Annotated in this window: 17 protein-coding genes; 1 reads left to right on the forward strand and 16 read right to left on the reverse strand. The window is 39.3% G+C overall.

Annotation, left to right across the window (positions count from 1 at the left end):
- Positions 1-243: 243 nt before the first annotated feature.
- The 7 genes from LJE12_RS17675 to LJE12_RS17705 all read right to left on the reverse strand — a co-directional run bounded on the left by LJE12_RS17675 (position 244) and on the right by LJE12_RS17705 (position 7,192).
- The gene (locus LJE12_RS17675) at positions 244-1,020 is read right to left on the reverse strand and encodes a TraX family protein (RefSeq protein ID WP_227227103.1); all 777 of its coding nucleotides are present in this window, start codon (positions 1,018-1,020) and stop codon (positions 244-246) included.
- A 4-nt stretch (positions 1,021-1,024) separates the two neighbouring features.
- A complete protein-coding gene (locus LJE12_RS17680) occupies positions 1,025-1,879 on the reverse strand; it encodes a sugar ABC transporter permease (RefSeq protein ID WP_025578978.1) in 855 nt (284 codons plus the stop codon).
- On the reverse strand, positions 1,879-3,339 hold the full coding sequence (locus tag LJE12_RS17685; RefSeq protein WP_044996454.1) for a carbohydrate ABC transporter permease: 1,461 nt from the start codon (positions 3,337-3,339) through the stop codon (positions 1,879-1,881). Before LJE12_RS17685 ends, LJE12_RS17680 begins: the two co-directional genes overlap by 1 nt.
- A gap of 137 nt (positions 3,340-3,476) precedes the next feature.
- Positions 3,477-4,742, reverse strand: coding sequence for an extracellular solute-binding protein (locus LJE12_RS17690; protein WP_025578975.1), 1,266 nt, complete (start codon positions 4,740-4,742; stop codon positions 3,477-3,479).
- Between the two features lie 399 nt (positions 4,743-5,141).
- Positions 5,142-6,149, reverse strand: a complete 1,008-nt coding sequence (locus LJE12_RS17695; RefSeq protein WP_022379875.1) for a LacI family DNA-binding transcriptional regulator — start codon at positions 6,147-6,149, stop codon at positions 5,142-5,144.
- A gap of 78 nt (positions 6,150-6,227) precedes the next feature.
- Positions 6,228-6,413 carry a hypothetical protein gene (locus LJE12_RS17700; protein ID WP_008707826.1) on the reverse strand — a complete coding sequence of 62 codons (186 nt, stop codon included), beginning with the start codon at positions 6,411-6,413 and terminating at the stop codon, positions 6,228-6,230.
- Positions 6,404-7,192 carry a ParA family protein gene (locus LJE12_RS17705; protein ID WP_022379873.1) on the reverse strand — a complete coding sequence of 263 codons (789 nt, stop codon included), beginning with the start codon at positions 7,190-7,192 and terminating at the stop codon, positions 6,404-6,406. The genes LJE12_RS17700 and LJE12_RS17705 overlap by 10 nt, the downstream gene beginning before the upstream one ends.
- 249 nt (positions 7,193-7,441) lie before the next feature.
- On the opposite strand from LJE12_RS17705, the gene trhA reads away from it, so the two are divergent.
- Complete coding sequence (trhA, locus tag LJE12_RS17710; RefSeq protein WP_020993331.1) at positions 7,442-8,104, forward strand: PAQR family membrane homeostasis protein TrhA; 663 nt, start codon at positions 7,442-7,444, stop codon at positions 8,102-8,104.
- Between the two features lie 243 nt (positions 8,105-8,347).
- Here trhA and LJE12_RS17715 read toward each other — a convergent pair whose 3' ends face one another.
- From LJE12_RS17715 to LJE12_RS17750, 9 genes are all read right to left on the reverse strand, one after another.
- Positions 8,348-9,196 carry a hypothetical protein gene (locus LJE12_RS17715; protein WP_227227104.1) on the reverse strand — a complete coding sequence of 283 codons (849 nt, stop codon included), beginning with the start codon at positions 9,194-9,196 and terminating at the stop codon, positions 8,348-8,350.
- Positions 9,197-9,224: 28 nt separating this feature from the next.
- On the reverse strand, positions 9,225-9,467 hold the full coding sequence (locus LJE12_RS17720) for a GIY-YIG nuclease family protein (RefSeq protein ID WP_044951735.1): 243 nt from the start codon (positions 9,465-9,467) through the stop codon (positions 9,225-9,227).
- Positions 9,468-9,752: 285 nt separating this feature from the next.
- The gene (locus LJE12_RS17725) at positions 9,753-11,192 is read right to left on the reverse strand and encodes a glycoside hydrolase family 32 protein (protein ID WP_022379870.1); all 1,440 of its coding nucleotides are present in this window, start codon (positions 11,190-11,192) and stop codon (positions 9,753-9,755) included.
- Entirely contained in the window at positions 11,189-13,093 is a 1,905-nt protein-coding gene (locus LJE12_RS17730) for a PTS beta-glucoside transporter subunit IIBCA (protein WP_227227105.1), read from the reverse strand. The genes LJE12_RS17725 and LJE12_RS17730 overlap by 4 nt, the downstream gene beginning before the upstream one ends.
- 419 nt (positions 13,094-13,512) lie before the next feature.
- Positions 13,513-14,505, reverse strand: coding sequence for a LacI family DNA-binding transcriptional regulator (locus tag LJE12_RS17735; RefSeq protein ID WP_022379868.1), 993 nt, complete (start codon positions 14,503-14,505; stop codon positions 13,513-13,515).
- 48 nt (positions 14,506-14,553) lie between these two features.
- Positions 14,554-14,658 (reverse strand): DUF6783 domain-containing protein, encoded by a 105-nt coding sequence (locus tag LJE12_RS21170; RefSeq protein ID WP_390387193.1) that lies wholly within the window; start codon positions 14,656-14,658, stop codon positions 14,554-14,556.
- Positions 14,659-14,815: 157 nt separating this feature from the next.
- Positions 14,816-15,709, reverse strand: a complete 894-nt coding sequence (locus LJE12_RS17740) for a M23 family metallopeptidase (protein ID WP_020993335.1) — start codon at positions 15,707-15,709, stop codon at positions 14,816-14,818.
- Between the two features lie 61 nt (positions 15,710-15,770).
- Entirely contained in the window at positions 15,771-16,604 is an 834-nt protein-coding gene (locus tag LJE12_RS17745) for a SpoIID/LytB domain-containing protein (RefSeq protein ID WP_227227106.1), read from the reverse strand.
- Positions 16,605-16,807: 203 nt separating this feature from the next.
- Positions 16,808-17,053 (reverse strand): hypothetical protein, encoded by a 246-nt coding sequence (locus LJE12_RS17750; RefSeq protein ID WP_020993336.1) that lies wholly within the window; start codon positions 17,051-17,053, stop codon positions 16,808-16,810.
- Between the last annotated feature and the right edge of the window lie 276 nt (positions 17,054-17,329).

Raw genomic sequence — 17,329 nt, forward strand, 5'->3', positions numbered from 1 at the left:
TTTTGGTTTATAATTAGTGATATTCGATGTGTTCATAGCAATACCTCCATGAGCATATTTCAACACATTTAATCACTAATATCAATATTATTAATCATTTAAAAACATTTCTCTTAATTCTCTATTCTCAGTCGTTTTCTTTTTCACTATCATATTTAATACTCTATCCAATTTCAAAACACTCTCTTCTCGCTGCTCATTACTTTTCTCAGTCAAAGCAGACGGGATTTGATTTCATTCTTCTTACAGGATATAGTTTGCAATTACTCCAAGCACCAGCAAATGCAAAGGATAAAAAGCATAATAGACATATTTATTGATGTGATCCTTTCTTTCTCCAGTGTAGCACCAGATTCCATAGAACGCAATCGGTCCGGTCACATACATCAGACTGATAATACAGCCCAGCACTGTTTTCAGCACATTTCTTGTCTCAAACACATAGAACACAAACACAAGCAGAACAATACAAAGTCCATACTCTGCCCGGAAAATGCTCACCCAGACAATAGCTGCGATCAGGATCAGTACCTTTAACATACCACCTGTAAATCCGGAAGTTTCTTTAAACAGATCTAAGCATTTCAGCATAATCAGGCAGATACACATCGTGATCATTGCGTTCTGACTGGAAAAGTCCCATACTTTTCCGCAGATTGACAGATCATATGGAATCTCACTGACCAGTGCAGTAACAGCCATCATGATCAGATACTTCTTATAATCCGATGTATTACGAAATCCCTCTACCAGCAGAAACGCAAATACGGGAATCGCCATCCCGCCTATAAGCTGCATAATGGATCCGACTCCCGCAAGTGTCATCAAACGGGAATCCTGAGACATCGCCTGGTTCAGACTCTCCTGAGTATACTGGTCTAAATGGATCAGGCCTTTTTCAATAATGGCAATTCCAACTGTCTGGATCAGCATAGTAATACATGCAAACATCTTCAGCCCATCAGCTGTGATATCCGGAGTTTTCCAGACGATTCCTCTTCTTCCCGTTGTCATATTCATAATATCAACCTTTTACAGCACCGCCTGTAATTCCTTCCACATAGAATTTCTGCATGATCATAAACAGAATAGAAATCGGTATGGATACCAGTACACCACCTGCGCAGAACTGAGTAAAATAAGAATTGATAAGGCTCTTATCCAGCATCTTGTACAGACCAATGGCAACTGTATATTTGGAAGAAATACCGGCATTCAGGATCATCTTTGCATATACGAAATCCATCCATGGCACCAGGAAACTGCTGATAACTGTATAAACAACAATCGGGCGGCTCATGGGCAGAACCATCTGGAAGAAGATTCTTGCCTCACTGCATCCATCAATTCTGGCAGCCTCGCAGAGTGCTCTCGGAACTGTATCAAAGAATCCTTTCGCAATCAAATAACCAAGACCTGAAGAAGCAGAGTAAACCATGATCAAACCGGCATAGCTGTTTGTCAGATTAAAAGATTTCAGTGTGAAGTAAACTGCAATCATTGCCAGCATACCAGGAAACAGATTCAGGATAACTGCCATGTTCATCAGCGGTTTTCTCATCTTGAATCTCATAACAGATGTTGCATATGCAACCATCAGTACGAACATAGTGGAAATCACACATGTAAAGCATGCAATGATAAATGTATTCAGAAACCACTGCGGAAACTGAGATACAGAATCTGAATGAAACAGCTTCATGTAATTGCTGATGCTCCATTCCTTCGGAAAAAATGTACTGGTATTCATTCCTGAATATGCACTGAAGGAAGTACATAACAGCCAGATGATTGGGATCAGCCAGATAAATGCCAGCACTGCGATCAATAAATTATGTAATACTATAGAAGAAGTACGACTGTCTTTCATCTTTTTCATTATTGATATGTTCCCTCCTTATCTCCCTTGATCATCCTGTTAAATGCAACCAGGGTGAATACTGCACAGATAATAAACACGATAATACCGATTGCTGATGCCATCTTATAGTTGTAGTAATCCTGAGTCAGACGGAACAGCCAGGTAACCAGAAGGTCAACCTCTTTTGCCTGTGAGCTTGCCATTGCCTGATTAGTTGTTGTATAAACATCCTGTGTGAGCAGATAAATAACATTAAAGTTATTAATATTTTTTACAAAGTCTGTGATCAGAGCAGGTCCTGTTACAAAGAGCAGATATGGCATTGTAATCTTTCTGAATATCTGGAAGTTTGTTGCACCGTCTACTCTTGCACTCTCAAGCTGGTCAGAAGGAAGGTTCATCAGAACACCTGTTGCGATCAGCATCTGATACGGAACACCAATCCAGATATTAATGAGAATGATCATTACATGTGCCCAGCCCGGAGCAGAAAGAAACGGAATATAGCTTGTGGACACAAGTCCTATGCTTCTTAAGAATCCGGTCAGTCCAATGCTGTGACAGATTGTGTTGACGATACCACCATTGGAGAAGAAATTACGCACCAGCAGAAGTGATACAAACTGCGGGACTGCAATCGTTACGATAAATAAAGTACGCCACATCTTCGACAGTCTTGTCTTCTTGCTGTTAAGAAGCAGTGAAAGCAGGATACCTCCGATATAAGTTGTAAATGTTGCGAAGAAAGCCCATACAAGTGTCCATCCCAGAACCCGCACAAATGCATATCCGAACGTAGATGTAAGACCGCCGCCGCCAAACAAACTGATAAAGTTACTGAAACCTACCCATGAGAACAACTCAGTAGGAGGCATATGCTGCTGATCATAATTTGTAAATGCTACAAAGATCAGAAGTAAGATTGGGATTAATGTGAAAATCACAACTCCAAGTACCGGAAGTGTCAGTAATGTAATATGAAACTTCTCTTCTGTCAGTGATCTGAGATCTTCTTTAAAAGTATTGATATGCTTTCCCGCTTCTTCCATTTTCTGAAGTGTATAAGCATTGATCACGTTCTTAAACCACACAACAGCTGCCGCAAACCATACAACAAAGCTGAACAATGAAAACAACAGGATCGTAAAGGAATTATCATAATCATTAAATTCACTTTTCATTGTTTTCATGTTAAAGACTTTTTCCATCTTTACAGTACCAAGGGTACTGAATTTTGGTACATACTGCATTGCAAATTTCACTGAAAAAACGATCACTGCGATCTCCAGCAATGTCATCAGTACTGCTTTCACATACTGTTTACGCTTTGCATAGCCTGCGCCCATCCAGATCAGGGACAGCTTTACAAAGGCATCACCTTTCACTACAGCAGTACCAAAGTCAGCAAAAAATCCACCGATGGATTTAAAGAATCCACTCACTGCCGCTGCAGCAGAATTATTGTCCTGTGCTGCCATATCTCTCCTCCTCGTCATTTCATTTTTGTTACTATCTTTTCTCAGACAGCATCTGCCGTTTCCTTAAAACAGCTCACATGCCGTTATGCATATGGGCCATTTTTTAAAATCTGTTATATAATTTTTTTATTTTACAATTATTCTACAGAAGCAGCAGCACCCTCTACCAGATTATCAAGTGCTTCCTGGATTGCATTATCATCATCTGCAGATAATGTTCCCTGTGCAATCAGTTCTCCGAATGTCTTTGCAGGATCCCAATATTTTCCGCCAACCTTCTGAGCCTGTGCATATTCAGACTGAGCTGCAAGTGCTGCAAGTGCTACATTTTCCTGAACAGAATCAGATGCTGCTACATTCTTGTTTGAAGGACCACTTTCTCTCTGATCAAAGAACATCTGCTGGGATTCTTCGTTTGTAAGGTACTCAGCAAGAAGAACTGCCCATCCGGAATTCTCAGAATAGCCGTTTACACCAACATATTTGTAACCGGCAACAGATCCCTGCTGAACCTGTTTGTCACCAACTGTGAATGTAGGAAGCTTTGTTGCTGCATATCCGTCACCAAATATCTCCTTTGCTGTGATTGCATCCCATGTACCGGAAACGCATGCTGCCAGATTACCGGATGCAAGCTGATTAGACATATCACCATCAGCAACTGCCATAAATGCCGGATTAGATGTAATATCAAGCATTCCTTTTACTACATCAACACCTGTATATCCATCAGCACTTGTTCCGTTCCAGTCCATAGTTGTTGTTCCGTCATCATTAAGTCCTGTTGTAAATCCTGCTCCATAGAAGAAAGAAGCATTGTACCATCCGGAAGCAAGTGTCATACCAACTTTCTTTCCGGCCTTATCAGCTGCTTCAAGAAGGCTGTCCCAGCTTGCTGCATCTTCCTCGGAAATTACAGATGAATCATAGTAAAGAAAATATCCGTTGTCAGCTGCTCTTGGAAATGCATACAGACTGCCATCAATTGTTGCTGCATCAATAGCGCCTTCAACGTTTGCAGCTTTTACATCATCAAGTGTTGTATCTGCAAGCTGAAGTGCTTCTGCATAATCATCAAGTTTCAGAAGTGCTCCTGCTTTTACAAGATCCGGAAGCTGATCATCTGCGAATGCATATACATCTGCACCAGCCTCTACGTCTGTCAGAATAGTATCTTTTGCAGTAGACTCAGATTCTACGCCAATCTGAATATCAAATTTCTGATCTGCATACTTCTCCTGGAATTTATCTGTCAGTTCTTTTAATAAATTCTGGTCTTCTTCAGCTCCCCATACAGTCAGTTTAATTGTCTCATCCTCTGCTGCACTTACACATACTGTGCAGGAAAGTGCCATAGCTGCTGCCAGTAACGGTGCAATCACCTTTTTTACATTTTTTCTCATTTTCTCTTCCTCCTGTTTTTGATGGTTATGCCTAAACAGCCCGCATCCGATTTGCGTAATAAACGCCCTCAGTTTTGTTTGCGCAACCGTTTGTTCATATTTTTAGTATATTCCTTTATATTTATAAAGTCAATTAGCCATTATTATCTAATTTCAAAACTCTTTTTTTGTCATATTGCACAATTCAGTTTGATTTTTTCGTTTTTTCATACAATGATATACTTGATTTGTGCAACCGTTTTCATTTTGAAAAAATCAGATTGTCCAGAGAATTTCAACCGATTTTTTTATACACAAAAAGTTCTCTGCTTATTGATCCTTACAATAAATACAGAGAACTTTCTAATCCTGCCATTCATTTTCAATTTCTATAATCTGATCGGATTTTACATCCATATACTACTGTGTCGACTCCCGCAACACTACCTGGTAGTTCAGAGGCACTGTATCCTCCAGTGGCTTCTCTCCCAGGATGTTCAGTAATTTCGCACATGCCATCTTTCCCAGTCTTACCGTATCAAAGCGTATACTGGTAATCGGTGGATTATTATATTCCAGATTCTTACTGTCATACATACTGGCTATTTTTATTTCTGCAGGAACCGATATTTTCTTTTCCCTCAGACTGCTCAGACACATGCTGCAGATCACATCATCCATACAGACAATACCATCCGCGCCTTCTTCAAGCAGTCTCTTCACAGCATCAGATACTGCTGCCTGATTATCCGTATCCATGAAGATCAGATTTTCGTTAACAGAAACTCCCATTTCCTCATGTGCTTCCAGAAAACCCTGATATCTGCTTCCGGTAACATTGTAGGACTGATTTCCACCCAGAAGTGCCAGATTCCGAAAACCTTTCATCAACATAATACTTGTCAGTTCTTTTCCGGCTTCCTGGTTCTTGTTATCTACAAACGGAACTTCCGGATCTGAAGATGGGCCGATCAATATATATGGTTCCTTACAGTTCTTCAGATATTTCTGTACCTTGGAACTTACCACTGCTCTGCTTACAATGATCCCATCGACTTTTCGATTTGCCTCCAGTCTCTGTATCTGCGATACATCTGCTCCATCAATCATAGAAATAATAATATCATACTCATAGGAGGAAGCCATCTCACAGATTCCATTCATACAGTCTTTAAAAAAAAGAAACTCTGTGGCAACATAATCCTTCGGCATCAGCAGTGCAATATTATAAGTTTTACGCTGTGCCAACCCCTTTGCCACAACATTGGGTCTGTAATCATGTTCTTTTATAAATGCCCGTACTCTGTCTCTTGTAGCCTGACTGATTCTTCCCTTTCCTGAAATAGCACGTGATACCGTAGTCTTACTTACCCCAAGCTCCCGGGCGATATCTTCTATTGTATATATCTTCTTTTCTTCTGTTTCCATAAAATACCCCACTTTTTGCGCAACCACTTGATTATATTCTATAAAATAACAAAATACTCAAGCACTTACAAGTAACTTTTAAAGAAGATATACCGGCAGTTCCTCATTAATATGAACAGAACCTTTTGCTGTTTTTTTCTTTTCTTCTGTAACAGATATTGTTTCCGGTTTTTCTGCCTCTTTTGTGGATACAACGGGCTTCTTTACGGTTTTCCCGGCACCTGCATTTGCTGCACGCCGAATACTCTCCCTGCCTACTGACATAATTCCATGACCTCCTCTGCCAATCTCGTATATTCCCTAGCACTTCTGCTTGATTTTTTATATTCCACAACCGGAATACTGTTATCCTGTGACCATTCTACAGAGCTGTCCACTCTGATGATCTGCTCAAATACATGAATATCCTCAAGTTCATGCAGTGTTTCCATTGTCTGTTTATAATAACTCTTTCTTGTATCTACCTTTGTCACTGCAATTCCGGCAACTTCCAGTTCCGGAGTAATCTGCTTTACTTCATTAAGAAATTCAAACATATTCGCAAGTCCGAACATTCCCCATGGACTTGCCTCAACAGGAATAATTACCCGGTCTGATGCACAAAGGATATTCATCACCCAACCACCCAGCGTAGGAGGTGCATCAATCAGAATATAGTCATAATTTCCTGCATCCTTTATCTTCTGAATGCATTTTCGCAGGATAAATTCTCTCTGCCATTTTGTAAAAAGTTCATATTCTATAGAACTCATCAATGTAGACGATGGTATCAGATCCAGATTTTCGTAGGGAGTATGTACCACATAACCGCTGAGCTCTTCCTGTTTTCCGATTGCGCAATACAGATTCTTCTCTCCTTTCGCCTGCTCCAGCACCCAGTTCTCCGGAAAAAAAGCAAGAGAAAGATTTAACTGCATATCTCCATCGATCAGAAGAACCTTTTTCCCTGCCTGAGCCATCGCCGCTCCAAGGTTTGAACAGGTTGTGGTTTTTCCACTTCCACCCTTATTATTTGTAAAACATATCGTTATGGTTTTTCCCATGGAACTGTCTCCTTTACCACTTACTTTACTTGTATTATAGGAGATTTATCATATAGATTCAACTGTTTTCCTCATCTTCGCAACCCTGTAACTCATTTGCATTGCCGGACAAACATTTCTTTGATTCCCAAAATAAGCCCTTGATTTTTTGTTTTTTTGTGTTATAGTATTTATATACTTGATATATAGTTTTTAAAACTATGTTATATTGTTTTCATTGTATTTATCTGAATGAATGGAGGCGTTTTTATGAAATTTAAATTAAAAGATCCCGGAAGTGCGATCACTCATGGTATTGCCCTTCTTCTCGCTGCAGTCGGAGCAGTTCCTCTTATTATCAAGGCAGCGCGTTCTTATGATGTGCTCCATATTGTTGCTTTAAGTATTTTTATCCTTACCATGGTTCTGCTCTATGCAGCCAGTACCATTTACCATTCTGTAGATTCTACAGAGAAGGTCAATCGACGGCTGCGAAAAATGGATCACATGATGATTTTTGTGATGATCGCCGGAAGCTATACTCCTGTATGCCTAATCGTTCTTCATAACCGCATTGGATATATTCTGTGCGCGCTGGTATGGAGTATTGCAGTCCTCGGCATTATCTTAAAGGGCTGTTGGATTACCTGTCCCAAATGGTTGTCCTCTGTACTGTATATCGCCATGGGCTGGCTGTGTGTACTGGCATTTGTTCCAATCTTCCATGCACTCCCACGTGCAGGATTTGACTGGCTTCTTGCAGGCGGAATCATTTATACCATCGGTGGTGTGATCTATGCATTAAAAGTTCCGCTTTTTAATTCCAGACATAAGAATTTTGGTTCCCATGAGATCTTTCACATCTTTGTTATGCTTGGAAGTGCCTGCCATTTCATTGTCATGTACTTTTTTGTTGCTCCACTACCTGTATAACCGTCAATTTGCCAATAAACAAAACAAGGGGTTGCAGCACCGGATTTTTTCCGGTGCTACAACCCCTTAACAATACAATTTTCTCTGCTGCAGCATAATCCCTGCAGGAAAGCTTTTATATTACACAGCTACTCTTCTTTCCGGATACAATCCATAGGATCCATATCCCACGCCAAAATATCCATAATAGCTCTTCGCCTCTGCGAACAGCGGATCATATACTCTGCCTCCGATTTCAGCCCATCAATGACCGCTTCCGTCAGTTGCCGTTGTATCTACGCAGACATAAACATTCTTATATCCAAGAGCCTTTGCAAGATAGGCAAACGAACAGGCATCTGAGAAACAGTCCCCGCCTTTTCCGCTCAGTATCAGATAATCGTTTGCATATAACGCAGGCCATGCAGTCTGATTATAAAATATTCTTCTGGTATCGTAATAATGCTGATACATTACCCATCTGAAACAGGTTTCAAATTTCTCACTTTTTGACATACTCGGTTTTGTGATCTTGCTGACAACATCCTTTGCTCTCTGCAAAGTCTCATACTCATACGCTTTGGTGGAATTCATTTTCTTTCCATTTGGATAATAAATCGTCTTTCCTTTTTTCCAGGCTTCCAGAATTCCCTTTTCTGTACAATAATAAATTGTATTTCCAACTTTAACTGTTTTCGTTCTCAGAACACCCTTGTCACTGAAATAGTAATATTTTCCGCTGATTTTCTTAACGCCACTGTAACGTATTCCATTGGAACCAAAATAATATTTCTTGTTATTGTATTTGATCCATCCGGTTTTCATAAATCCTTTTGGACTGAAATAATAAACTTCACCATGGATTTTACGCATTCCTGTAAGATACTGTCCATCTTTAAAATATTTCTTATTTTTTGTTCCATACTCATACCAGCCATTTTTCGCCTCCGGTATGGGTGTTGGTGCAGGTGTCTCGATTGGTGTTACATCCGGAGCCGGTGTTTCAATCGGGATCGGTGTTACAGTAACATCCGGTACTTCTGCTGCCATGGCCGGAACACTGCCCATCACACATACTGCGCATACTGCAAGCCATTTTGTCATCTTTTTCATTTTCTCTTATCCTCCTTATCTGACGGGTTCAGAAGCTCAGCAATTCCAGTTTTTTATTTCTGGTAAATTGTTTAATCTCATATTCACGTCTCATCGCTTCTTCTTTTGTTGAAAATCCTTCATAATATACAAGTGTAACCGGTCTTTTGGTCCTTGTATATTTCGCGCCGTTCTTTCCCTCGTTGTGTGCTTTCATACGTTTTTGCAGACAGTTTGTCCACCCTGTATAAAAAGTCCCATCTGCACATTTAACAATGTAAGTATAATTCATCATAATCACCCGACAGTCATATATTATAATCAAGCAACTGTCTTATTGTCTGGAATTGCATTATTTGAAATTTTTTATAATTTATGTAAAGGACAACTGCTATCTTTTGCGGTCGTCCCTGTTTCTATAATAAACAGTCGGTTTAAAACACGTATATCATCCGGACACATATTCTTTCTGACAGCCAAATCTCTCAGCACCAGAAATACCAATATGTCAAAAAAGCAGGCAGGGAAACCGACTGCGGATTTTCTTTCCCACCTGCTTTATTATACGTTTATTTTCTTATTTTGTGAATATCATTTTTCGAAGATTCCAGAGATTTCCCCTGAATTTTCCGCCTTTTACCTTTAGCTGCAGATCTTCACGATCCGGATAATATCTGGTTGAGAATACAATCTCTCCATCATTCAGATAAAGTTCCACTGCAGAAGTATCTGCAAGAATCCGGATATTGTTCAGTTCACTGACTTTCGCTTTCCGCTTATTTCTTCCTGCACCCGCAATTTCAGAAAATCCAATCTCCGCAATTTCATTTTCATATTTAAAGAGCATCTGTCCGCCCATACTGATCTGAAAACTTCTGTCTGTCACTGCAATATCTTCAATTAACAGATCAAAACCTTCATTTACTTCTACACGAACCTCAACAATTGATTTTTCATCATCAAGAATTGTTTTCTCTTTTCGGAGTCTCTCCAGTTCTTTTGCCGGATACTGGAATATTTTTCCATCCTTCACCCTCAGTTCCCGCGGTACGGTAAGACAATGCTGCCAGCCTTCATCAATGGTTTTATTGGTATATTCCTCCTCTGCATCCGGCATTCCCATCCATCCTATCAGAAGTCGCCTTCCGCTGTTATCTGTAAAGGTCTGTGGAGCATAAAAGTCAAATCCCATATCCCACTCACGAAAGTCTCTTTCATCTACAGAGCCATCCTCTTTTACCGGAAAATAGCCTGACTGATAGATATTCTGAAAACGAAATTCTTCCCTCTTCAAGCCCTGTGGTGATACAGACAGAAATTTCTTCCCGTCCAGTTCGAAATAGTCCGGGCATTCCCACATATAGCCAAAAGCTTCCGGTGTGGTTATTATATGTTTAAATTTCCATTCTTTCAGATTTTCTGATTCATAAACCAGAACTGCACCTTTATCTCCCTTAAGACGTCCGCCAAGAACCATTAAATATCTGTCGTTTTCTTTCCAGACTTTCGGGTCTCTGATATGACAGGTAAACTCTTCCGGATATTTTTCAAAAGAAATTATCTCTTCTTTATCTCCGAAATGAATTCCGTCCTCACTTTCTACATGAAGCGTACTGGTCTCACGTCCTTCATTAATATAATCATAATCACCGTCAATCTTTACATTCCCGGTGAAAAACAAATGAAGTTTTTCACTCTCTGCCAATGCAGATCCGGAATAGACACCATGACAGTCATAAGGAGAATCCGGATAAAGAGCTGTCCCTTCGTATTTCCAGTCTACCAGATCTTCACTTGTATAATGTCCCCAGAATTTCAGTCCGCCTTCCACATCAAAGGGAGCGTATTGAAAAAACACATGATATCTGCCTTTATACCAGCATAGTCCATTCGGATCATTGAGCCATCCGACCGGCGGCATCAGATGATGTCCAAGGCGGAATCTTCCTTCTGTCAGATCTGCGTTCTTTTCAATTACTTTTATATTTCTTTCAAGAACTTTAGTTAGCGTACTCATTTCACAATCTCCAATACTTTATCTGATGGTGTTACCGAATCTTCCGACAGAATTTTCACATCTTTATAATCATCCGAATTCGTTACAATAAGAGGAGTCGTCACATCGTATCCTGCTGCCTTAACTTTCTCCATATCAAAGGAAATCAGAAGCTGGCCTTTCTTTACGTGATCTCCATTCTTTACATGAGATGTAAAATATTTTCCATTCAATTCCACTGTATTGATCCCGATATGGATCAGAAGCTCCATACCACTTTCCGTACTTAAACCAACTGCATGCTTTGTATCAAAAACAGTCTCAACCACAGCATCACATGGAGCAACAACTTCACCCTTCGATGGAATTACGGCAATTCCTTTTCCAAGTACTTCCGAAGCAAATGTAGCGTCATTTACCTGGGAAAGCAAAATCGCAGTTCCTTCTGATACACTATAAAGCACAGAATCATCTGCATTGCTTTTTTCTGTTGTTGATTTATCTCCCACAGCTTCAACACTTTCTGTCTTTTCAGAAACATTAGTGTCCTTATATCCAAACAACCAGGTAAGTACAAAGGCAGCACCAAATGCAATCACAAACATAAGAATATAAGAAACCGGATTATTCAGACAAAGAAGAATTCCAAAGATACCGGTTACGCCAGTTCCCGTAGCCCCCAGTCCTGTAACAGATGCAAACAGTGCACCAAATGCACCACCAATACATCCCATCACAAATGGTTTTCCAAAGCGAAGGTTAACACCAAAGATCGCAGGTTCAGTAATTCCCATACAGGCACTTAATGCAGACGGAACTGCCATTGATTTAATCTTCTGATCCTTTGTCTTAAGTGCTACTGCAAGAGTGGCTCCACCCTGTGCAATATTCGCTGCAGAAGCAAGAGGCAGCCAGTAAGTAACTCCAAATTTAGACAACTGTCCAAGATCAATGATCGTGTACATATGGTGAACACCGGCAACCACCGTCGGTGCATAAAACGCACCCATAATAAAACTTCCGATACCAAATGGCAATGCGATCAGCCACTGAATCCCATTCAGAAGTCCGTTCTCAACAGTAACAAAGATAGGTCCGATAATGGATAATGTCAGATATCCTGTTACAAAGACACTTACAAGCGGAGTAACAAACAGATCAAACATTGCCGGCACTACTTTGTGAAGTCTCTTCTCAATCTGAGCCAGTACCCATACTGCAATGATAACCGGAATTACATGCCCCTGATATCCGACCATATCAATAGAGTAAAGTCCAAACCATACTTTCTGAGTTGCTTTAACACCTTCTGTGGCAACTGTCCATGCATTCTGGAGATTTGGATGAATCATGATCATACCGATAACTGCACCCAGATACGGGTTTGCACCAAACACTTTAGCACCGCTGTATGCGATGAGGATTGGAAGGAACGTATATGCCGTATTACTGAAAAGCTGTGCAAATGTATAAATAGAACCGCTGGTATCAATATTCAAAAATCCATTGTTTACCATGAAGTTCAGTGCTTCCATAATTCCCATCAGGAAACCGCTTGCAACAATTGCAGGAATAATCGGCACAAAAATATCTCCAAGTGTCTTGATCAGTCTCTGTACCGGATTTGCCCTGGAAGCCGCAACTTTTTTCAGCTCTTCTTTACTGCTCTCAGAAACTCCTGCAATCCGGATGAACTCATCATATACTTTATTAACTACACCTGTTCCCAGAATGATCTGCATCTGTCCCTGCGCAAAGAAAACACCTTTTACACCTTCAATGTTCTCAACATATTCCTTATCAGCCTTTGAATTATCACTGATAACCAGGCGAAGACGTGTGGCACAATGAGCTGCGGAAATAATATTTTCTTTTTTACCGATATGGTCATATATCTCCTGTGCTGTTTTTCTGTAATCCATAATATCCTCCTTTTATGGAATCGTTCTCATATAAATGTACACTTTGAAATTCTCACATATTCAACAAATTTCACTTGTTAATCTTATAAAAATACCTTTTAACCTTAATATCATCTTATACCATTCCAAATTTACTCTGATATCTGATTATAACTCAGCAGATCTCTTGCACTCTCACGATATTTCTTATCTGATCACCAATATGTATTTCCTATGGATTGTATGTACTTTTATGGAATCGTTCTCATATATGCTATTATATCTGGGCGTTTTTTATTTGTAAATATGTAACATATCACAAATATTATATCCATTTTTTATATATTATTTCCAAAACACTCCCTTTAATATATGTAAATCCAATTATCCGGAAAAAAAGAACTCTGATGATTGCCTCAGAGTTCCTCTTTCATGTTCAGTCATATATTTCGGTGAGACTCTCTGAGTACCACCTTACATCCCATTTTTATTTCTTTATGTACAGATGATGTTTCCTTAGATTCTATCAAATCTACCAGCACTTTTGCTGATTCCATTCCACTTGTCTTATAAAAAAAATGTACAGTAGTCAGCTTTGGTTCTATGATCTTTCCCAGAAAACTGTCTCCCATTCCGGCAATCTGAACCTGTTGAGGAATCTGATATCCGTTCTCCTTCAGCCAATTTGCCGCTCCAACTGCCATGGTATCTGTTGCACAGATCAATGTATCTACATCGGGATGCTCCGTAAAAAGTTCTTTCGCTTTCTCATATCCTGACTCTAATGTGAAATTTCCGCATTTTACACATCCACTTTCCAATGTGATCTGATTTTCTCCAAGAACCTTCTCCACACCTGATTTTCGCTGCCTGCCAACTGCCTCATCTTTATCCGTAACTGTAATATATCCAAACTTCTTTCCTGTCTTCACCATCTGTTCAGTAAGATTTACAGCAGCCTTATAATCATCCTGAAAAATACATGGATAACCATCCAGCTGTTGTCCAAGTAAAACAATCGGAACTTTAAATCCCTTCATCATTTCCCTGTGCTGTTTTGTCAATATGGTAGCAATAAAAATAACACCATCGACCTGATTATCCCTAAACAGCGAAAGATATTTCAATTCTTCTTCAACACTGTTATTTGTATTTGCCAGTATCAGCTGATATCCTTTTTTGGTAAGTATGTCACTGATTCCGGCAACTTCCCGGCTGATCGTATTGGAATCTATCTTTGGCAGAATTACTCCGACCAGTTTTGTCTTCTTAGTACGCAGCCTCTGCGCCTGTGAAGAAGGCTGATACCCGGTTTCTTCAATAACTCTGCTGATATTTTTTTTCTTTTCCTCACTGACATAACCATTGTTCAGATACCTGGATACGGTAGCTCTGGAGACCCCTGCCAGTTTGGCAATCTCATTAATATTCATATAAAAAGCTCCTCTTTCATGCTGTCTGTATAATTTCCGAAAGTATTTTTATAACCAGCAGTATTTTATGATGCTAGAGCATGTCTGAAAAATGCTTTCCGCAAGATGTATGTCACAATTTGTGGGAGATTTTGCCCCTAATCTGATATCCACGAATTGTTAACTGCTGAATCACTACATATTTTGTATTATACTACACATATCATTTCTGTTGCAAATATCAAAGTACTGTTTATACGTTACTGTCTTGGCCCTATACCAAATTAAGGGCTGCCGATCTACGGCAGCCCTGTTTTTTTCTTCTATTTCATTATGGAAGATATTCAATCGGATCTATTGGTTCTCCATCCTTTTTCATTGCAAAATAAAGATTGGTTCCTTCTGTGCTGTAATATTTTGTAGGCTGTGCAATATATCCTATCGTCGTTCCCTTTTTAATTGTATCTCCTTCTGACACTGTCAGATCTGTAAGCTGTCCATAAACAGCCTGATATCCATTTCCAAGTTCCATTGTCAGTGTAGTACCCGTCTGCGCATTCTGCTCTATAGAATAAACCTTGCCATTAACAGCAGCTACCACAGGTGCTCCCTCTACTGCACCGACAGCAATAGCCGGACTCAATTTATACTGATCAAGCGTCGGAAAATAAGTAGTCTGATCCATACTGTAATCAAGGAGAACATTTCCATTCACCGGCCACTCCATTAATGTATCTTCCGAAAAATTTACTGTCGCAAGATTCAGGGCCGATGCCGAAACATCTGTTGCTTCATCTGCCTGATCTTCTGATATCGTCTGGGATTTCATATTTGCATTTACTGATGATTCTTCTGCTTGCTGAGAATTTACAGCATTGTCAGTCTTATCCACATCTGCAGTATTATCTGATTCATTATTATCCACAGTATTCTGAGCTGTTTCCCCATACATTCCTTGTTTTTGGAATGTAACCTTTGTATCATCCAAATCTTCCCCGTCATCGGATATCCACTGATTTTCTGACTCCACATGATTCGTTCCTGCATCTTCACTCAATTGTTCTTCCGTATCCTGTGTACTTTCACCGACATTTTCTGTTTTTTCTTCAGGAGTTTTCTCTTTGACCGGGGAGGTACCTAACTGATAAACTGTAATTCCCAATGCTGCTACAGCGGCCAGTCCAACGGAATTGGCAATGATTCTTGTCACTTTGTTATTCATCATATTCCTTTCACCTCTGTTTTCATCTTCATATCTATAGGGTGTCCAGAATATTCGTATCTATTCAGCAATTTACAGATTTTATGTTCAGCACATCCATCTCAGGAAAATAATATTGTAAGATCTCTTTTGCATTCGCAGACTCCTTTGCCATCTCATTCCCTCCATATTGTGAGAATCCTAATCCATGACCTTTTCCTCTACATAAAAATCGTATTTCCTTTCCAGACTTCTGAATTGTAAAATTTGAGGACGTGAGTCCCATTCCTTTTCTGAATGCCTCGCCTTCCAACACTTTCCCGTCAGCCAGAATTTCTGTAACATAACCGGCACTGTCCCTGGATTTGATTTCAATTCTTTCCGGAAGGACATTTTTATTTATGTATACACTATTCAAATAATCTTTTGCATTTTTATCCACAAGACTGTGTACGGATCTGAGATACGAATCATCTTCGTTGTGGAAAACTTCCATTCCATCTCTTGTCTGTCCTGCACTTAATTCATGATAGGGAACTAACTTTAATTCTTTATTCCATACAATGACTTTTCCTTCTGTTTCTGTTACTGCTTTTTCGTACTTATTCTGTAAAATTACACAAGCCAGGGATTTCCCCTCCATCTCTTCCTTTATCTGACATAAAGTTATTGCCAGATTTTTCTCCTCTTTCATTGTCCGGTAAAAATTTGATCTTGCTATGATTGTTTGTGCTTTTATAGTCTCAAGTTCATATTTGTCTTCAATCTGCGATGAAACGATCACCGGCAGAAGCATTTCCACATTAAATTTTTTATTGATCAATGTAGTGTTGACACCATTAAAAATAATTGTAACTATATAGGGAACAAAAAACAGAGCAAAGATTCCCGTTGTTCCAGGGAAAAAAGACTTTCTCATATCAGACCATCATTATAAACTTCTTCTTTTTAGTATATACATATATATTTATCTGTATGTATATTATTTATAACACTTCTGTTATATAGCAATTCTCGTAAATAATGCATATTGATCCTGCTCATCAGAACATAAAATCCTGCTGAACTGTCTCAAATTCATTAATTGAGAGGACTGCGATAGTTTCTGCATACGGGGCTTCATTACCCCGTATTAAAATATACAGCTCTATTTATTCTATTCTGGATTCGTGGTTCATTCCAGTAAATGATTTTATTTTTTCTGTTGTTCTTTTTATCATCCGGACGCAAAACAGTTCTGTCTTTTTTAGAATCTGTATCTTTTATGCAGATTCTTTTCTTGTCTTCAATGACTCCCATTACAAAGCAAATAAGAGCAGTCATGATTAACTGAAAATATTTTTTCAGATTCTTTAAAGGACTCTTCATAAAAACTCCTCCTGTTCTGCATTACATCTACTGACTTCAAACAGCCTGTCCACCGTTAAGACTGCGCACTTCCTACGGTTAATGGTATCAGGTACTAATAATATATGAAAAAGCATAAAACTTTAGAACTTTTTTATTTCTCTATAGTAATTCCATAAAATGATGGTAGGGTTAAAAAAACACAAAAAAACTTCTGTGATATTCTCACAGAAGTTTTAAAGTGAAGCATCGGGGATTCGAACCCCGGACAACTTGATTAAAAGTCAAGTGCTCTAC

The organism is Blautia sp. DFI.6.71, assembly GCF_020593585.1.
Taxonomy (GTDB): domain Bacteria; phylum Bacillota; class Clostridia; order Lachnospirales; family Lachnospiraceae; genus Blautia_A; species Blautia_A wexlerae.